We start from the raw sequence: 16836 nt of genomic DNA on the forward strand, positions 1-16836 counted from the left end.
CCTCACCAGAACGAGTGCTCGAGTGACCACCGGTCGAGCTCCGCGGACACCGTCTCGCGGAGCCGGCCGGTGTCTCCCGCGTACTCGGGGTGGATGCCGAACACGGTGACCGTCACCTTGTCGCCGTACTCCACCGCCCACGCGGCGATCGCCGGTCCCTGTCGACGCCGGGCGGCCGCGTCGCGGCCCTGCATGATCGCGCGGATACCGAACGACTCCGCGACCTGATCACCGAGTTCGAGGGCGCTCTGCGGCGCGGCGCCCAGGTTCGACACCGTGGTGTCCGGCCCGGCGATGGACGTCATCATCCGCCCGAGCACCCGGTCCGGAAGCAACCTGGCCACCGCCTGCAGGTGGTCGGTGACCGCGTCGTCCGTGGTCGCGTACTTCGCGAACGCCGCCTTGCTCAGCGCGCGGATCTCGCCGAGCCCCACCTCGGGTCCGATCGGCCCGGGCACCCGGATCCACACGCCCCCGGACGCATTCGCTCTGTCGTCGCCGTCGGCGCGGTTGCTCACCGCGATGCAGATGCGCGTGCCCTCGGGACCCGTCGGATGGCCGGACGCACGCAGAACCCCGCCCATGACGGCCGTGAAGAGGCTGTTCGGCGTACCACCGTGCTCCGCCGCGCGGGCGACCCACTCACGGCGATCGAGATCCACCACGGCGAGAGTGGTGTCGGACTCGGTCGGAGTGGGTTCGTCCGCGCGAGCCGCGACCGGCGCGGCGGTCGGGGCAGTCTCGTCGGATCGCGTGATCCCCGTCCGCAGCGCCGTCGCGCCCGCCGTCGCCGCCGCCTTCCCGATCACCGCGAGAGCCCGCGCCACCGCCGGAATCTGCGCCCCCGCGTCACGGAGATCGCCCCGCACGCCGGCCCACCCGGCGACGTCACGCCCGGTGGGCAGTGCCGAGCGCGTCGGCCCCCGGCGAGCCGCATCGAGCGCCGCGTACACGGCCTGGCCATCGGCGATCATGTGCGAGACCAGCAGTGCCAGAACGGTTCTCCCGGTATCGGTGTGCGCGCACTCGAGCGTGAAACCGCGTCCGGCAGACGGGTCGAGATCGGCCGCACGGAGCCGCGCATCGACCCAGTCCCCCACCGCGTCATCCGCGATGGTGCCCGGTTCGGTGTACACCGTGGCGGGGCGCTCGGCCCGCACCCATCGGTCGTGGCCGAACGGCACGGAGGTGGGGACCACCCGGCGGTCGAACGATCCCGACGCGAGCCGGTCGGCGAGCGTCGCGACGGCGTCCGCACCCGGGTCGGCCGGGAAGATCCACAGGTACTGGATCGGCGCCGTCCATCCGAAGAGTCGCTCCGCCAACGCGTACGACTCGTCGGCACCCGCCACGCGGTCTGCCGGGCGGACCTGAGCAGTGGTCACGTCACCAGAACTCATGCGGCACATCCCATCCGGTGAGCTCCGCGGACAGGGCTGTCGTCAGCGCCTGCGCGGAACCCACGCGTGTCTCGTCGAACCCGGCCACGGCGAAGGTCGCCGCACCGTCCGTCTCCAGGTACCAGGACTGCACGCCCTCGCCGAAGCGTTGCGTGCCGGCGGGGTCGACGTGGTGCGCTGTTCCCCGGAAGGCGACGTCCGTGGCGGTACGGCCGCCGACCCGGCGGAGACCGTCGAAGGACCCGAGATTCGACGCGACCACGTCGGGCATACCGGACCCGCCGCCCGTCACCACGGACGTCACGACGGACAGCGGGAGTACCTGGAGCAGTGGCTGCAGATGAATCATCGCCGGCCGGCGTCCGGCGGACAGCGCCGCGAACGCGTCCCGGCACAGCGCGCGGACACCGCCCAGATCGGAGCCCGGAACCACGCGCTCGGCGAGTGAGATCGACACGCCCCCGGTGGCGTTGCTGCGCTGATCGTCGTCACCCCGGCGCAGACTCATCGGGATGCCGACCTTCACGGGCAGCCCGTCGTCTGCGTAGCCGGTGGCGACGAGCGCACCGGCGAGTACCGCGACGAACAACGAGTTCCGTGTCCCGCCGTGACGCTGCGCGACGGCGTCCCACTCCGCCACCGGCACCGTGACCGTCGCCCAGGACGGACGAGCCAGCGGCGCACGGGTGTGTGCGGGGGTGCGCGGGGTGACGGAGGCCGGACGTGCGACGCCGGAGTCGGTCGAGCGGAGATCGGACACCACCGCGACGGCGGTCCGTGCCACGCCGGCCACGGCTCCGACCACCTGACGTGCTGCGTCGCCGACGTCCCCGACGAGTGCGGACGGCCCGGTCGGCGCGGCGCCGATGTCGTCGCGCACCCCGGCCGTGTCGGCGACGGCGGCCACAGCGGCCGCCGTCATCGCTCGGCCGTCCGCGACGAGGTGCAGGCAGGTGAGAGACAGCGCCGATCCACCGGTGGTCGTCCGGGTGGACCGCAGCGCCCAGCAGCGCCCCGCCTCGGCGTCGAGGTCGACGGTCTCGAGATCGCGCGTCGCCCAGTCGAGGACCTCGTCCGGTGTCACAGACTCGTCATCGAGCCGAACGGCGGGATCCCGGTCGGACCGGACCCAGCCCGGGCGGGCGACGGGAATCGACGGTCGCACGATGCGTCGATGCAGTGCTCCGCGCGCGAGTCCCACCGCCATCGCCGTCACGTCGGCGTCCGGCACCGCGTCGTCGAAGCGCCACACGAGTTGCAGGACCACGTCCCACCCGAACGCCTCGGAGAGGAACCAGTAGGTGAAGTCCTGATCCTGAAGCCGCGCCGTCATGCGACCACCGCGTCCGTCGGTGCGGGGCGGGCCGACTCCACGAGGTCGGACGCGCGGCGGACCGCCTCCGCGGGACTCGTCATGGCGGCGGCCACGGCGGCTGCGCCCGCGGCCGCCTCGGGCGTCAGAGCGAGGCGCAACGCCTTCTCCAACGACTGCGCCGTGATGTCGGAGGCGGACATCGCGGCGCCGCACGACAGGGCGACGACCCGCCGACCCCAGAAGGGCTGATCGGACGACACCGAGCACACCACCGTCGGCCGTCCGGCCCGCAGTCCCGCCGCGGTGGTCCCCGCGCCGCCGTGGTGCACGACGGCGCGGCACCGGGGGAAGACCGCGGTGTGGTCGACGGCGCCGGTCACACGGACGTGATCACCGAGCGCGTCGGCGGAGTCGACGTCGTTCCAGCCCGCGCACAGCAGAACCCGTTCGCCCACGCGCGCCGCGGCATCCGCGACGGCGGCCAGGACGGCCGCCGGGTTCGTCACCGGCATGGATCCGAAGCCGACGTAGACGGGCGGGGGGCCGTCGTCGATCCACTCGTCCAGGGACGGGTCGGACGGTTGCGGATCCATCCGTGCCCGCAGCTCCGGGGACACCTCGAGGAAACCTGTGAGGGGACGCGTGCCGTCCCAGTCGACGGCGAGTTCGGGGCAGAACACCCGGTCGTAGGCCTGGATCTCGACGGTCCGGCGACGGGCCATGCGACCGGGAAGCGGTGACGACACCGTGGGGATGCCCAGGGAGCGGCGCAGCGTGTTCTCGCGCCGCCGGGTCGCCGTCCACAGGACATGGTCCAGCACGGTCCAGGCAAGTCCGACGACCGCAGCCGGCGCACCGTCGATGCCGGGCACCGGTGAGTACCGCGGGTTGGAGCGCACCGGCGCGTGATGCAGCGCGACGAGACCGATCCCGCGCGCCTCGGCGAGGGGCAGCGCGATCTGTTCGGTGGTGATGCCGGTGAGCAGCACGTCCGGCGCCGTGGTGTCGACGACGTCGCGCAGTTCCGTCACCATCTGGTCCCACCCGAAGTTCCACAGTGCGGCGAGCGCCCGCGCACGGTCGGCGACCGACCCGCGGGACAGGCCGTGACGGACCAGGTCCGAGTTCATGTGCTCGCGGGTGTCGTACCCGAACGGCACCGTCTCGAGTCCGACCCCGCGGGCCAGGTGCACGAGGTTGGGCGGAACTGCCATGACAACGTGGTGGCCCCGGCCCGCCAGATCCGAACCCAGGACGACGGCAGGTTGTACGTCGCCTCGCGTTCCGCTGACGGCCATGACGATGCGCACGACTCGATTCCCCCTCGGACATACCTGATGTGGAGTGCGCCGGAAATGGCGTCTCGTCCGCTTGTGTCACTTGTTCGTACCATTCGACGCACGGGACGGCATGTCGTGGTGCCGATCCGAGAACTGGACCACGGACAGACCTCGAGGTCGGGAACGCACGTTGGTCACAAGCAGCGCCGCAGTCGACTTGTCAAGGCTGACAGCAGAATACGCCGAACAAGGAGGTCGGGTCGGCGCAGCGGCGTGGGATGTCACGACGGGCCCGATCGCAACTCGGACAGCGAGACACTCGTCACCCTGGCGTGTCGGTGTGGCGTAGGACGTCACGATTGGCGGAGTCCCACCATGTCTGCAATGGTCGTTCCACGAACAGTTCGCGGAGGTCATCAGTTGCGGACGCTCGGCGCGCGGGGGTCGCGGAGCAACGCTCGAGGGGGTGAGACATGCAGTTCACGTTGGTATTTCAGGGAAGTAGAGGCGACGTGCAGCCCGGCGTCGTCCTGGCCACCGAGCTGGAACGACGTGGACACCGGGTGGTGCTCGCCGTTCCGCCGAACCTCGTCGCCTTCGCCGCGTCCGCCGGCCTCGATGCTCGCCCGTGCGGTGTGGACACCGCGGAGCTGCTCACCTCGCCCCTCGTGACCCGAGACATGGCCTCGCGCAACCCGCGCCGCCGGTTGGCAGCCGTCACGGCCATCACCGTCGCGGGAGGTCGCGCCGCGCGAGCCGCACTGACCGACCTGGCCGCCGGCAGCGATGTCCTCGTGGGGTCGTCCGTCGGTCAGGAGAGCGCGTACGACGTCGCCGAGGTGCACTCGATCCCCTACGCACCCCTGCACTTCTGCCCGGTTCGCAGCAACGGCGTCGCCTCCGTCGTCCCGGTACCGTCGGCCCTCCCGGGTTTCGTGCACCGCGCGGCGTGGTGGGCGCTCGACACCACACTGTGGCGCGCCTCCCGTGGTGCGCACACCACCCTCCGAGCAGAACTCGGACTTCCGCCCATGACATCCAGTGTCGCTGGGGCGCTGGCGCGTTCGGGCGTAACCGAGATCCAGGCGTACGACGCGGCGCTGTTTCCCGGGCTCACGGAGGAATGGGGCCCGGCGCGACCGCTCACCGGTTTCCTGCATCCCGACGCCCGCACTCGCGCCGCGGTGCAGCGAGCTGCCCCGGTCACCGACGGTCTCGATTCCTGGCTCCGCGCGGGCACACCACCGGTGTACATCGGGTTCGGCAGCATGACGGTCCCCGGCGGCGCGGCTCTTCTCGACGAACTCGTCGCTGCCGTTCGGCGTGCCGGGAGACGCGTTCTGCTCGTCGGCGGCTGGGACGACCGGCTGCTGCGCGAGAACGCCCCCGGTTCCAGCGAGTTCGGGCACGATGTCCTCTCGGTGTCGGCCGTCGACCACACCGCGGTGCTCCCGCAGTGCGAGGCCGTCGTCCACCACGGCGGCGCCGGGTCCACCGCCGCCGGTCTGCGCGCCGGTCGACCCACTCTCGTGTGTCACGTCGGTGCCGATCAACCCCTGTGGGGACGACGCGTCGTCGCCTCGCGAGTCGGCGCGAGCGTCGCCGCACGATCGGCGTCCTCCGCCTCGCTCGATGCCGCTCTGACCCGGGTGCTCCACCCACGGACAGGTTCTGCTGCAGAGCGTCTCGCGGATTCCCTCGTCTCGCCCACCGATGCGGTCCGGCGGTGCGCCGACCTCGTCGAGGCGGCAGCGCAGTGCCGCAGGGCCCCGCTGCACCCGACCGCCTCGCGAACGGAGACCTCCCGATGAACCGACTGTCCCTGTCCGTCGTCGTCCCGGCATTCGACGAGGAGGAGTGTATCGGCGCGTGCCTGGACCTGCTGTGCACCCAGCTCGACTGCATCACCGAGATCATCGTCGTGGACAACAACTCCGCGGACGGCACCCGTGACATCGTGCGACGACATGCCACGGACCACCCCGAGATCCGCGTGGTGACCGAGAAGCAGCAGGGTCTCGTCTTCGCCCGGAACGCCGGTATGGATGCGGCGTCCGGGGATCTCGTCGCCCGGATCGATGCCGACACCCGCGTGCCCGATGACTGGGCGGCAACGATTCTCGACTTCTTCGCCGCCGACGTCGACCAGCACTGGGCCGCCGCGTGCGGACGCGGTGAGGCGTACGAGCTGCCCTACGGCGACGCGGCCGCCCGCATCAAGGCGCGGTGGTCACCGCTCGCCCGGCGGTCGCCGTCCACGCCGGAGGTCCGCGACGTTCCGGTCCTGTACGGCTCCAACATGATCCTGCGCCGCGAGACGTGGAAGCTGATCCGCGAGGACGTCTCGCTGCGCCGCGACGTCTTCGAGGACGTCGACATGGGGCTCTGCGTCCAGGAGTCGGGCGGGCGCAACGCCTTTCTGCCCTCCCTCACCGTGGGAGTGTCGCCGCGGCGCATGGAATCGGGAATGCGGTCCTTCGTCCGCTACATGGCGTGCCTCCCCCGAACCCTGCGACTGCATCGACGCCACGCGCTCGCGGCGGCAGCGCTCGTGCTGTACGTGCCGGGGGTGTCCGCGCTCCACGCCTGCCGACTCGTGATGATCCGCGCCTACGACAGCGACAGCGGATCCTTCTCCGCGCGACATCTCCTGCGCCCCCGCACCGATCGCGGAATGCCCTGAGCGCACCGCTCCACTTCCCGACCCTGCGATCTCGACCCGAACGGACGTGAGACCGAAGATGGAATTCACCGAGCTCGCCGATCACCCGCTCCCCCGGGGCGTGGTGACCGAGTGGATCCCCACCGTCACCGCGACCGACCGCTGGTATCGGGACGACCGACCACTGGCCTACACGCACGAGGAACATTGCCGTCACAGCCTCGCCAAGGCTGCCACGGGATCCTCGGACGAGATCGGCGCCGCCTGGATCGGGGCGGTGTTCGAGATCCACGACCGGTACGACGCCGAGGCGCTGCGTCGTGCTCTGCGCGCGTGGACCTCTCGCCACGAGACCTTCCGCTCGACGGTCACGACGGACGGCGTCGACGCCGACGGCGGCGCCCGTCTCGCCCGCTCCACCGTCCCGGAGGATGCGGTGGACGTGGTTCCGCGTGTACTCGGGCGTCGGCGCACGGGATCCGACGTGCACGCCGACGTCTCGGACTTCTTCGCCCGCACCCTGTCGCCGTTCCGGTGGCCGCACTGCGTGGTCGCCACGGTCGAGGACATCGCCCCGAGTTCGTCGACCGAGGAGGACGACGAGACTGACCGGTTCCTGCTCGTCTTCGGAGCCGACCACTCCGTCATGGACGCGTACTCGATGCTGTTGGCCGTCAGCGAACTCCGCCGGCTGTACGAGTTCGAGATCCACGCGCGCGATCCACGGCTGGCGGCGATCGGCAGTCATCTCGACTTCAGCGTCGTCGACCGGGAGACCGGTGACTGCCTGACCCCCGACCACGAGGTGGTCCGCACCTGGTCGTCCTTCCTCTCCGACGGCAGCTTCCCCCCGTTCCCCCTCCCGGTCGGCGCCGACGACGAGCACGGTCCCGAGCGGCAGAGCAGTCTCTCCCGGTACCTGTTGAGTGCGGCGGACACCGACGCGCTCGCCGCACACACCCGCGCGCGGGGTGCGTCCATGACCGCGGCCGTGGTCGGTGCGCTGGCACTGACCTCCCGCGACCTCGCGGGTGAACACCGACTGCGTGTGACCATGCCCATGCACACGCGCTTCGAGCCCCAGTACGCCGAATCGGTCGGCTGGTACGTGGGAGTGGTGCCGGTCGACGTCCACGTCGACCCCGCCTCGGACGTGGACGACGCCGTGCGCCGCGCTGCCGCCGGCCTGGACGCCGTCAAGGGCTATGCGCGCCAGCCGTACTCCCGTGTCGCGCGGCTGCTGAACGTGGACTCGGTGCCGCAGTTCGTGGTGTCCTACCTCGATCTGCGCCACACCCCCGATGCCGAGTCGTGGCCGCTGTGGAACACGCGCACACTCCGCAGTGCCACCGCCTCCCGCGACGAGGTCTACTTCTGGATCCTCCGCACGCCGCTCGGCCTCAGCATCGCGGCCCGGTTCCCCGGCCACGAGGAGGCGGTCCGCAACGTGCACGCCTACCTCGCCCGATTCCAGGAGGTGTTGCGCGAGTCCGCCGGCGCCGTCGTCGAGAGCGGGGCGGACAGGACGGTGCACGCATGATCATCACGGCGATGCGCAACTGGAAACCCGCACCCGGCGAACTGCTCGAGTGGCATCCGGTCGACGACGCACGGCCGCTCGTCGAGTCCGCACCGGTCGATCCCACCCCGCCGTCGTTCCTGCAGGAGAACCATGTTCGCGGTGTGCGCGCGGTGGCGGACCGGGGAGGCACGCACACCGCGTACCTCGGCTCCGCGACCGAGGTCGCCGGAGATCTCGACGTCGCCGCGTTGACCCTCGCCTTCGAGCAGTTCCTCCTGCGCCACGAGGGACTGCAGACGTGGTTCGAGACGGACGGCGGCGCGGTCGTGCGGCGCCGCGTTCCCCCGGCGGCCGCGCGCCTGCGGGCCGTCTCCGCGGGCGGGTGCTCGGCGCCCGACCAGTTCCTCGACTACGTGCGCGATCGGCTCTCGCGGGACGCCACACCCCTGAGTTGGCCCGCCGTGGCGTTCGGGGCGGTGGCGCGACCGGGGGGATTCACGCTCTACTACGGAGCGGACCACGCGTTCTCCGACGGCGCCTCGCAGGTCCTGGTCCTGGCGGAGCTGATCGATCTCTATCGCGCGGCGCAGTCGAACCGTGCACCCACCGACATCTCGGCGTGGACCGGGAGCTTCCTCGAGCACGTCGCGATCGAGAACGAGAAGGCCGAGGCCGTCGACGCCGACTCCCCCGAGCTGGCCGAGTGGATCGACGTCGTGCGAGCCCACGGCGGCGCGATGCCGTCCTTCCCGCTCGACCTCGGACTCGCACCGGGTGAGACCGCTCCCGTCGAACCGATCGAGATGGACCTGCTGGGCGCGGACGACACCGCGGACTTCGACGCCGCGTGCCGGGAGGCGGGTGGGAAGTTCGTCACGGGCCTGTTCGCCGCGGTCGCGATCACCGATCACGAGCTCGCGGGCCGAGACGACTACGCCGGCATCACCGTGCTCGGTACCCGCCACCTCGGGGACTTCGCCCTGTCCCAGGGCTGGTTCTGCAATTTCGCGCCCGTGACGTTCCCCGTGGCGGGCGCCGGCGACTTCCGCACCCTCGTCGGTCGGGCGAGCGAGGCCTACGCCCGCACGAAGGCCACCGCGGCAGCGCCGATCGGGAAGGTGCTGCAGCTGCTCTTCGAGTCCGGTGTCGGCGGCGCCGGACTGGCATCGAGCCCGCACCTGTTGTCCTACATCGATTTCCGCTGGTTCCCCGGCCACGGCTCCGAGGCCGACGACGACGCGATCCTGTTCACCGGCGAGGGCCGCACCGCGAACGCGTCCATGTGGTTCAACCGGGACGATCGCCACTTCTATCTCGGGTCGCAGACTCCCGCGACGCCCGAGGCTCAGCGGCAGGTGGCGCGATACCACCAGCACCTGCGGGAGGTCCTGCAGACGGTCGCGCGGGACGGGAACCGCGTCGTCGGTGGTGGCGCGTGCACGTGATCGGAGTGGACGCCTGGGCCCCGCGCCCCGGCGTCGTCCTGCAGTGGCTCGTGCGTTCCGACGCCGAACCCGTTCCGTCGACGGTCCCGCCGTCGTTCAACCAGAGTGCGCACCTCGCCGACGTCGACGACGGAAGCACCTGGCTCGCAGCATCGTTCGACGTCCCGGGGCCGCTGGACACCGATGCCCTGGAGCGTTCTCTCGAGCGGTTGGTCGCACGCCACGGTTCGCTCCGGACCGGGTTCGTGCGGTCCGACGCCGGTCCGTCACGCGTGAACCATCCGCAGGGTGCGCTCACCCTCCGACGACGACCGGACATCGCGGTCCCGTCCGTCCCGGAGGCGCACCGCGTCGTGCGCGCCGCGCTCGACGCCGCGTGCGCTCCCTTCTCCGCACCGGCCTACACCTTCCTCGCCATCGATCGTCCGGACGTCTCCACGGTGGTGTGCGGGTTCGATCACGCGCACGTCGACGCCTATTCGCTGGCGGTCGTCATCGACGACGTCCGTCGGGGCTATCTCGGCGAGCCGGAGACCCGCGCCGGATCCGGGTGACTTCGTCGACTACTGCGCAGCCGAGTCCGCGGGCACGCCGATCGACCTCGCGGACGACCGGCTCCGCACGTGGGTCGACTTCCTGCACGCGGGCGCCGGCGCTCCGCCACAGTTCCCTCTCGATCTCGGAGTCCCGCACGGGCGCACGGACCGCTGTGCGGTCCGCGTCGACACCCTGCTCACCGCACGGGAGGCCGACGCGGCCGAGACCGGGTGCCGGGCCGACGGGGCCAGCCTCTACGCCGGTGTGCTCGCGGCCATGGCGCACGCGGTACGCGACCTCGGTGGTGCCGCCACGGTTCCCCTGCTGTTCCCGCTGCACACCCGTCGATCCGCGGCGTGGCGGTCGTCCGTCGGCTGGTTCGTCACCAACGCGCCGCTCGAGGTCGTCACCGAGAGCGACCTGAGGGCCACGATCCGCTCGACCGGTCCGGCGGTGCGACGCGCGGTCGCGCTGGGCGAGGTGCCCATCGCCCGCGTGGTCGAGGCCGCGGGCGGACTCCGGCGCCCGCGCAAGGACGTCTTCATGGTGTCCTACGTCGACTACCGGTCGGCCCCCGGACACGACCTGCTGCGCAGCATCGACGCCCACCACATCTCCAACGTCACCGTCTCCGACGACGCGCAGTTCTGGATCTCCCGCACCGCGGACGGTCTCGCACTGCGGAGCCGGTTCCCCGACAACCCGACCGCCCGCACCACGATCGAGGCCTTCGTGGCCGCCGTCACGGACCACCTCGCACTCGTCGCCCAGCCGTGCGAGGCCGCCCTACGGTTCGCGGTGGACACCCGGACCGCGGCCGACGCGCCGGTCACCGTCCCCTAGAGTTCGGGGAACACCTGCACCTGGAGGAGACGCTTCGTGACATCAGCCGACGACCGGACCGAGTCCGGTACGGACGAGACCGCTCCCTCGGCGCCCTTCCTGCGCGTCGAGTCGGGCAACCCGACCGACGAGGAGATCGCCGCCCTCGTGGCCGTCCTGTCCGCCGCCACGGCCGACGCCGGGCCGACCGAGATCCCCGTGCTCGATCACTGGGGTCGCCCGTCCACCATGCACCGCGCGGGCACGGCCTTCTCGCCCTACTCGTTCACCACCGGGGTCACCGGACCGCGGTGACGGTCCGGTTCGTACTCGCGTCGCGCTCGCCCGCCCGCCTGGCCGTGTTGCGGGCAGCCGGGGTGGATCCGATCGTCCGGGTCTCGGACGTCGACGAGGACGCGGTCGCCGCAGCACTGCCCTCCGACTCCCCGCACGAGGTGGTGGTCACCGAGCTGGCCGCGGCCAAGGCGGCCGTGATCGCAGAGGCTCTCGCCCACGATCCGGAGCTGTCGACCGGCACCGTCGTCGTCGTGGGCTGCGACTCCATGCTGTCGATCGGCGGCGACCTCGTGGGCAAACCACGAGACGTCGCCGTCGCTCGCGAACGCTGGGCGGCGATGGCCGGTGCGAGCGGTGACCTGCTCACCGGTCACTGCGTCCTACGGCTCGACGACGGCCGGGTGACCGCACGCGGCGCGGCCCACTGCGGGACCACGGTGCACTTCTCCTCGCCGACCGAGCGGGACCTCGAGGCCTACCTTCGCTCGGGCGAGCCACTCGCCGTCGCGGGGGCGTTCACCCTCGACGGTCTCGGTGGCTGGTTCGTCGACGGCATCGAGGGTGACCCGTCGTCCGTCATCGGTATCGGGCTGCCGCTGGTACGCCGGTTGCTCGCCGAGGTGGGTGTCGGCATCGCCGATCTGTGGGAGAGCGCCGCGGCGCATCGTGACGGGATCGACGACACCAGCGTCTGACGCCGTCCCGACGCGCGCCCTAGGATCGTGTGGTCACGCACAATCAGTTCGACCCCCCGTCTGACAACCTCAGGAGACGCACGTGTCCGTCGCGCCAGATCCCCACCCCGCCTTCGCGTCGTTCGCGCACCCCGAACGACTCGTCACGACGCAGTGGCTCTCCGCCAACATCGGCACACCCGGACTCAAGGTCGTCGAGTCCGACGAGGACGTGCTCCTCTACGACGTCGGCCACATCCCCGGCGCGGTCAAGATCGACTGGCATCTCGACCTGAACGACCCCGTCACGCGCGACTACGTCGACGGCGAGAAGTTCGCCGACCTGATGAACCGCAAGGGCATCTCGCGCGACGACACCGTCGTCATCTACGGCGACAAGAGCAACTGGTGGGCCGCGTACGCGCTGTGGGTCTTCACCCTGTTCGGCCACGAGGACGTGCGCCTGCTGGACGGTGGACGCGACGCCTGGCTCGCCGAGAACCGCGACACCACACTCGACGTCCCCGACATCTCCGGGGCGGACTACCCCGTCGTCGAGCGCGACGACGCAGCCATCCGTGCGTTCAAGGACGACGTCCTCGCACACCTCGGATCCGGCCCGCTGGTCGATGTGCGGTCCCCCGCCGAGTACACCGGCGAGCGCACCCACATGCCCGACTACCCCGACGAGGGCGCGCTGCGCGGTGGACACATCCCGACAGCGCTGAGCATCCCGTGGGCGAAGGCCGCGGCACCCGACGGCCGGTTCAAGTCCCGCACCGAGCTCGACGAGGTCTACGGGGACGTGTCCTCCGACGCCGACGTCATCGCGTACTGCCGCATCGGCGAGCGGTCGTCGCACACGTGGTTCGTGCTGACGCATCTGCTCGGCTACGAGAACGTCCGGAACTACGACGGTTCCTGGACCGAGTGGGGCAACGCCGTGCGCACACCGATCGCGCGCGGCGAGGAGCCCGGAGCCCTGCAGTGAGCGGAACACTGCCCGCGCCGCTGGCCGAGATCGTCGACGACTTCGCGGCCGTCGAGGGCCAGGACAAGATCACGATGCTGCTCGAGTTCAGCAAGGAGCTGCCGGCCTTGCCCGCAGGTCTCGAGCAGGCCGCGATGGAGCCCGTCCCGGAGTGCCAGTCACCGCTGTTCCTGTCGGTGGACTCGTCCGACCGGTCTGCGGTGCGCCTGTACTTCAGCGCCCCGCCGGAGGCACCGACCACGCGCGGCTTCGCGTCGATCCTGGCGCAGGGGCTCGACGGTCTTCCCGCCGACGACATCCTCGACGTCCCGGACGACTTCTACACCGAGCTGGGACTCGCGGCGGCCGTGAGTCCGCTACGGCTGCGCGGGATGTCGGCGATGCTCAGCCGCGTCAAACAGCACCTGCGGTCCTGACTCGCCGCTTTGTTCGGACAATGTCGCTCTCGGCGGTAGACTGAGGTACCGAGAGCGGCGTCCGGACGGGGCGTCGCGCCGGTGTGGAAGGACAGCCGAATCGTGGAGTTCACCGAACTGGTCGACTACCCGATTCCGGCAGGCACCCTCACCGAATGGATCCCGAGTGTCGGTCCGCACGCATCGACGCCGGAGGACGCGGGGTGGCTGCCCGACGATCGGCCCACCTCCTACGTGCACGAGGCGCACCTGCGTCGCACCCTGGCCTGGCCGTCCGCCGGTCGCGAGTCGTGGCTCGGCACCGCGTTCGACATCGCGGGCCCGCTCGACACCGCCGCGTTCCGGCGCGCGGTGCTGGCGTGGATCGACCGGCACGAGGGCATGCGGTCCAACGCCACCGTCGACCCCGACACGGGCCTGCTCTCGCGCGTGACGGCCCCGGTCGGTGCCACCGACATCTGGGTCATTCAGCAGGACGCGTGCACGCAGGCCGGCGAGGTGTACCAGCATCTTCAGCACCTGTTCGACGAGTACACGTCGCCGCTGGTGTGGCCGTCGTACGCGTTCGTCACTCTCGAACCCACCGGACACTCCGGCGGCGACGCGGCACCGGACCACTTCACCGTGTTCTTCGCCGCCGATCACTCGATCATCGACGGACTGTCCATCGTGCTCATCGCGCACGAACTCACCCGCCTCTACGAGCAGGAGACCACCGGCGCCCCGGCAGGGCTCTTCCCCACCGGCAGTTACCTCGATTTCGGCGAACTCGAGCGCACCCTCTGCAGCGGCGTCGACCGGACGCACGACGCCGCCGTGGAGTGGGCGAACTTCCTCGCCGAGGACGGGGGACGATTCCCGTCCTTCCCGCTCGACATCGGACCTGTCCCGGAGGTGCCGATCCCGCAGGCCGGACTGTCCGCGTGGATCCTCTCGCCCGAGGAGGCGGACGCGTTCACCGTGGCGTGCCGCCGCGCCGGTCCGGGCTTCTCCGCCGGCCTCATGGCCTCGATGGGCGCTGCGGCGGCTGCCGTGTCCGGTGCCGGGCGCTTCCGCACGGTCACCCCGATGCACACCCGTCACGACCCGTCGTGGGCCGCGTCCCTCGGCTGGTTCGTCGGCGTGGCTCCCCTCGCGTTCGACGTCGCGGACGGCGAGTCGTTCGGAGACGTCGTCGTGCGCGCGGGAGCCGAGATCGCACGCACTCGTCCGATCTCGCGCGTCCCCCTCGATCTCGTCGCCGAGGCGATCGACCTGCACGACACCCCGCGTTTCGTCGTCTCCTTCATGGACGTGCGCTTCGCACCCGACGCGCGGACGTGGCCCGACGTCAACGCGCGCGCACTGCGGAGCAGGAAGTACGACCACGACGTCTACCTGTGGGTGCATCGCACTCCGCAGGGCGTCAACATCTCGGCCCGGTTCCCCAGCAGCGAGGTCGCCACCGCTGCCGTCCACCGGTTCGTGGCAGAACTGCGGACCGTGCTCAGCGACGTCGTGACCACCGGGACACACCTCGTGCGGGCCCGGAGTGACCTCACCCCTACACTCCGAAACTAGGATGACCAACCGATGGCGCGGGCGAAGGCCCGTGCTCGTCCGCCGGAGCGACACCACGCGACGGCCCACCCGACCTCACAGGAGGCTTCGTGCCCAGCCACGCCACTGCCCGCATCAGCAAGGTTCTCGTCGCGAACCGCGGTGAGATAGCGGTACGTGTGATCCGCGCAGCGGCCGACGCCGGCTACACCTCCGTCGCGGTCTACGCCGAACCCGACGCCGACGCGCCCTTCGTCCGCCTCGCCGACGAAGCCTTCGCCCTCGGCGGTCAGACCTCCGCCGAGTCCTACCTCGCGATCGACAAGATCATCGACGCCGCCGCCAAGTCCGGCGCCGACGCGATCCACCCCGGCTACGGCTTCCTCTCCGAGAACGCCGACTTCGCCCAGGCCGTCCTCGACGCCGGCCTGATCTGGATCGGACCGTCCCCGCAGTCCATCCGCGACCTCGGCGACAAGGTCACCGCCCGCCACATCGCCACCCGCGCGAAGGCCCCCTCCGTGCCCGGCACGTCCGAACCCGTCAAGGACGCCGACGAGATCCTCGCCTTCGCCGACGAGCACGGCCTCCCCATCGCCATCAAGGCCGCCTTCGGCGGCGGCGGACGCGGCATGAAGGTCGCCCGCACCCGCGAGGAGATCCCCGAGCTCTTCGATTCCGCCACCCGCGAAGCCGTCTCCGCCTTCGGCCGTGGCGAGTGCTTCGTCGAGCGCTACCTCGACAAGCCCCGCCACGTCGAAGCACAGGTCATCGCCGACCAACACGGCAACGTCGTCGTCGCCGGCACCCGCGACTGCTCCCTGCAGCGCCGCTTCCAGAAGCTCGTCGAGGAAGCTCCCGCACCGTTCCTCACCGACGACCAGCGCGCCGAGATCCACGCCTCCGCCAAGGCCATCTGCAAGGAAGCCGGCTACTACGGCGCCGGCACCGTCGAGTACCTCGTCGGACAGGACGGACTCGTCTCCTTCCTCGAGGTCAACACCCGCCTGCAGGTCGAACACCCCGTCACCGAGGAGACTTCCGGCATCGACCTGGTGCTGCAGCAGTTCCGCATCGCCAACGGCGACGAACTCTCCATCACCGAGGACCCGGCACCGCGCGGACACTCCTTCGAGTTCCGCATCAACGGTGAGGACGCCGGCCGCGGCTTCCTCCCCGCCCCCGGACCGGTCACCACCTTCATCGCCCCCGAGGGCCCCGGCGTGCGCGTCGACTCCGGTGTCGAGTCCGGCTCCGTCATCGGCGGCCAGTTCGACTCCATGCTCGCCAAGCTCATCGTCACCGGCGCCACCCGCGAGGAAGCCCTCGCTCGCTCGCGCCGCGCCCTCGCCGAGTTCCGCGTCGAGGGCCTCGCCACCGTCATCCCGTTCCACCGCGCCGTCGTCTCCGACCCGGCCTTCATCGGCGACGGTCAGTCCTTCGACGTCCACACCCGGTGGATCGAGACCGAGTGGGACAACACCGTCGAACCGTTCACCGCCGGCGCCCCCATCGAGGACGACGAGAACGGACCCCGACAGAACGTCGTCGTCGAGGTCGGCGGCCGCCGTGTCGAGGTGTCCCTGCCCGGCCAGTTCTCGCTCGGCGGCAATGCTGCTGCCGGTGGCAACGTCATTCGTCGCAAGCCCAAGGCGCGCACCCGTGGCGGCGCCGGCAGCGCTGCCGCGTCCGGTGACGCCGTCACCGCACCCATGCAGGGCACCGTCGTCAAGGTCGCCGTCACCGAGGGCCAGGAAGTCGTCGCCGGCGACCTCATCGCCGTCCTCGAGGCCATGAAGATGGAAAACCCCGTCACCGCCCACAAGGACGGCGTCGTCACCGGACTCGCCGTGGAGCCCGGCTCCGCCATCACCCAGGGAACTGTTCTCGCAGAACTGAAGTGAGCCGGCCGGACGCCCGCCCCCGTTACGCTCCT

General features: G+C 71.0%; 15 protein-coding genes. 12 read left to right on the forward strand and 3 right to left on the reverse strand.

Annotated elements, in window-relative coordinates:
- Positions 1 to 2 precede the first annotated feature (2 nt).
- Genes QE397_RS11110 through QE397_RS11120 form a run of 3 tightly spaced genes read right to left on the reverse strand, consistent with a single transcriptional unit; the run spans position 3 to position 4025 of the window.
- Positions 3 to 1400 carry a hypothetical protein gene (locus QE397_RS11110; protein ID WP_307093332.1) on the reverse strand — a complete coding sequence of 466 codons (1398 nt, stop codon included), beginning with the start codon at positions 1398 to 1400 and terminating at the stop codon, positions 3 to 5.
- Entirely contained in the window at positions 1387 to 2733 is a 1347-nt protein-coding gene (locus tag QE397_RS11115; RefSeq protein WP_307093334.1) for a hypothetical protein, read from the reverse strand. The genes QE397_RS11110 and QE397_RS11115 overlap by 14 nt, the downstream gene beginning before the upstream one ends.
- Complete coding sequence (locus QE397_RS11120; RefSeq protein WP_307093336.1) at positions 2730 to 4025, reverse strand: glycosyltransferase; 1296 nt, start codon at positions 4023 to 4025, stop codon at positions 2730 to 2732. The genes QE397_RS11115 and QE397_RS11120 overlap by 4 nt, the downstream gene beginning before the upstream one ends.
- A gap of 443 nt (positions 4026 to 4468) precedes the next feature.
- Here QE397_RS11120 and QE397_RS11125 point away from each other — a divergent pair, with 443 nt between their 5' ends.
- The 12 genes from QE397_RS11125 to QE397_RS11180 all read left to right on the forward strand — a co-directional run bounded on the left by QE397_RS11125 (position 4469) and on the right by QE397_RS11180 (position 16804).
- Positions 4469 to 5806 carry a glycosyltransferase gene (locus QE397_RS11125; protein WP_307093339.1) on the forward strand — a complete coding sequence of 446 codons (1338 nt, stop codon included), beginning with the start codon at positions 4469 to 4471 and terminating at the stop codon, positions 5804 to 5806.
- On the forward strand, positions 5803 to 6678 hold the full coding sequence (locus tag QE397_RS11130) for a glycosyltransferase family 2 protein (protein WP_307093341.1): 876 nt from the start codon (positions 5803 to 5805) through the stop codon (positions 6676 to 6678). Before QE397_RS11125 ends, QE397_RS11130 begins: the two co-directional genes overlap by 4 nt.
- Before the next feature lie 58 nt (positions 6679 to 6736).
- Complete coding sequence (locus QE397_RS11135; protein ID WP_307093343.1) at positions 6737 to 8197, forward strand: condensation domain-containing protein; 1461 nt, start codon at positions 6737 to 6739, stop codon at positions 8195 to 8197.
- On the forward strand, positions 8194 to 9624 hold the full coding sequence (locus tag QE397_RS11140; protein ID WP_307093345.1) for a condensation domain-containing protein: 1431 nt from the start codon (positions 8194 to 8196) through the stop codon (positions 9622 to 9624). Before QE397_RS11135 ends, QE397_RS11140 begins: the two co-directional genes overlap by 4 nt.
- Entirely contained in the window at positions 9615 to 10178 is a 564-nt protein-coding gene (locus tag QE397_RS11145; RefSeq protein ID WP_307093346.1) for a hypothetical protein, read from the forward strand. Before QE397_RS11140 ends, QE397_RS11145 begins: the two co-directional genes overlap by 10 nt.
- A 259-nt stretch (positions 10179 to 10437) precedes the next feature.
- A complete protein-coding gene (locus tag QE397_RS11150; RefSeq protein ID WP_307093348.1) occupies positions 10438 to 11004 on the forward strand; it encodes a hypothetical protein in 567 nt (188 codons plus the stop codon).
- A gap of 36 nt (positions 11005 to 11040) precedes the next feature.
- Positions 11041 to 11298 (forward strand): acyl-CoA carboxylase subunit epsilon, encoded by a 258-nt coding sequence (locus QE397_RS11155; protein ID WP_027506905.1) that lies wholly within the window; start codon positions 11041 to 11043, stop codon positions 11296 to 11298.
- Positions 11295 to 11975: a nucleoside triphosphate pyrophosphatase gene (locus tag QE397_RS11160; RefSeq protein WP_056447730.1), complete on the forward strand. Its 681-nt coding sequence runs from the start codon at positions 11295 to 11297 to the stop codon at positions 11973 to 11975. The genes QE397_RS11155 and QE397_RS11160 overlap by 4 nt, the downstream gene beginning before the upstream one ends.
- Before the next feature lie 82 nt (positions 11976 to 12057).
- Positions 12058 to 12945 carry a sulfurtransferase gene (locus tag QE397_RS11165; RefSeq protein WP_222627152.1) on the forward strand — a complete coding sequence of 296 codons (888 nt, stop codon included), beginning with the start codon at positions 12058 to 12060 and terminating at the stop codon, positions 12943 to 12945.
- Positions 12942 to 13361 carry a SufE family protein gene (locus QE397_RS11170; RefSeq protein ID WP_037186768.1) on the forward strand — a complete coding sequence of 140 codons (420 nt, stop codon included), beginning with the start codon at positions 12942 to 12944 and terminating at the stop codon, positions 13359 to 13361. Before QE397_RS11165 ends, QE397_RS11170 begins: the two co-directional genes overlap by 4 nt.
- Positions 13362 to 13463: 102 nt before the next feature.
- Entirely contained in the window at positions 13464 to 14921 is a 1458-nt protein-coding gene (locus tag QE397_RS11175) for a condensation domain-containing protein (RefSeq protein WP_307093350.1), read from the forward strand.
- An 89-nt stretch (positions 14922 to 15010) separates the two neighbouring features.
- A complete protein-coding gene (locus QE397_RS11180; protein WP_285188779.1) occupies positions 15011 to 16804 on the forward strand; it encodes an acetyl/propionyl/methylcrotonyl-CoA carboxylase subunit alpha in 1794 nt (597 codons plus the stop codon).
- Positions 16805 to 16836 lie beyond the last annotated feature (32 nt).

Origin of the sequence: Rhodococcus sp. SORGH_AS_0301 (assembly GCF_030818285.1) — a bacterium.
Classification (GTDB): domain Bacteria; phylum Actinomycetota; class Actinomycetes; order Mycobacteriales; family Mycobacteriaceae; genus Rhodococcoides.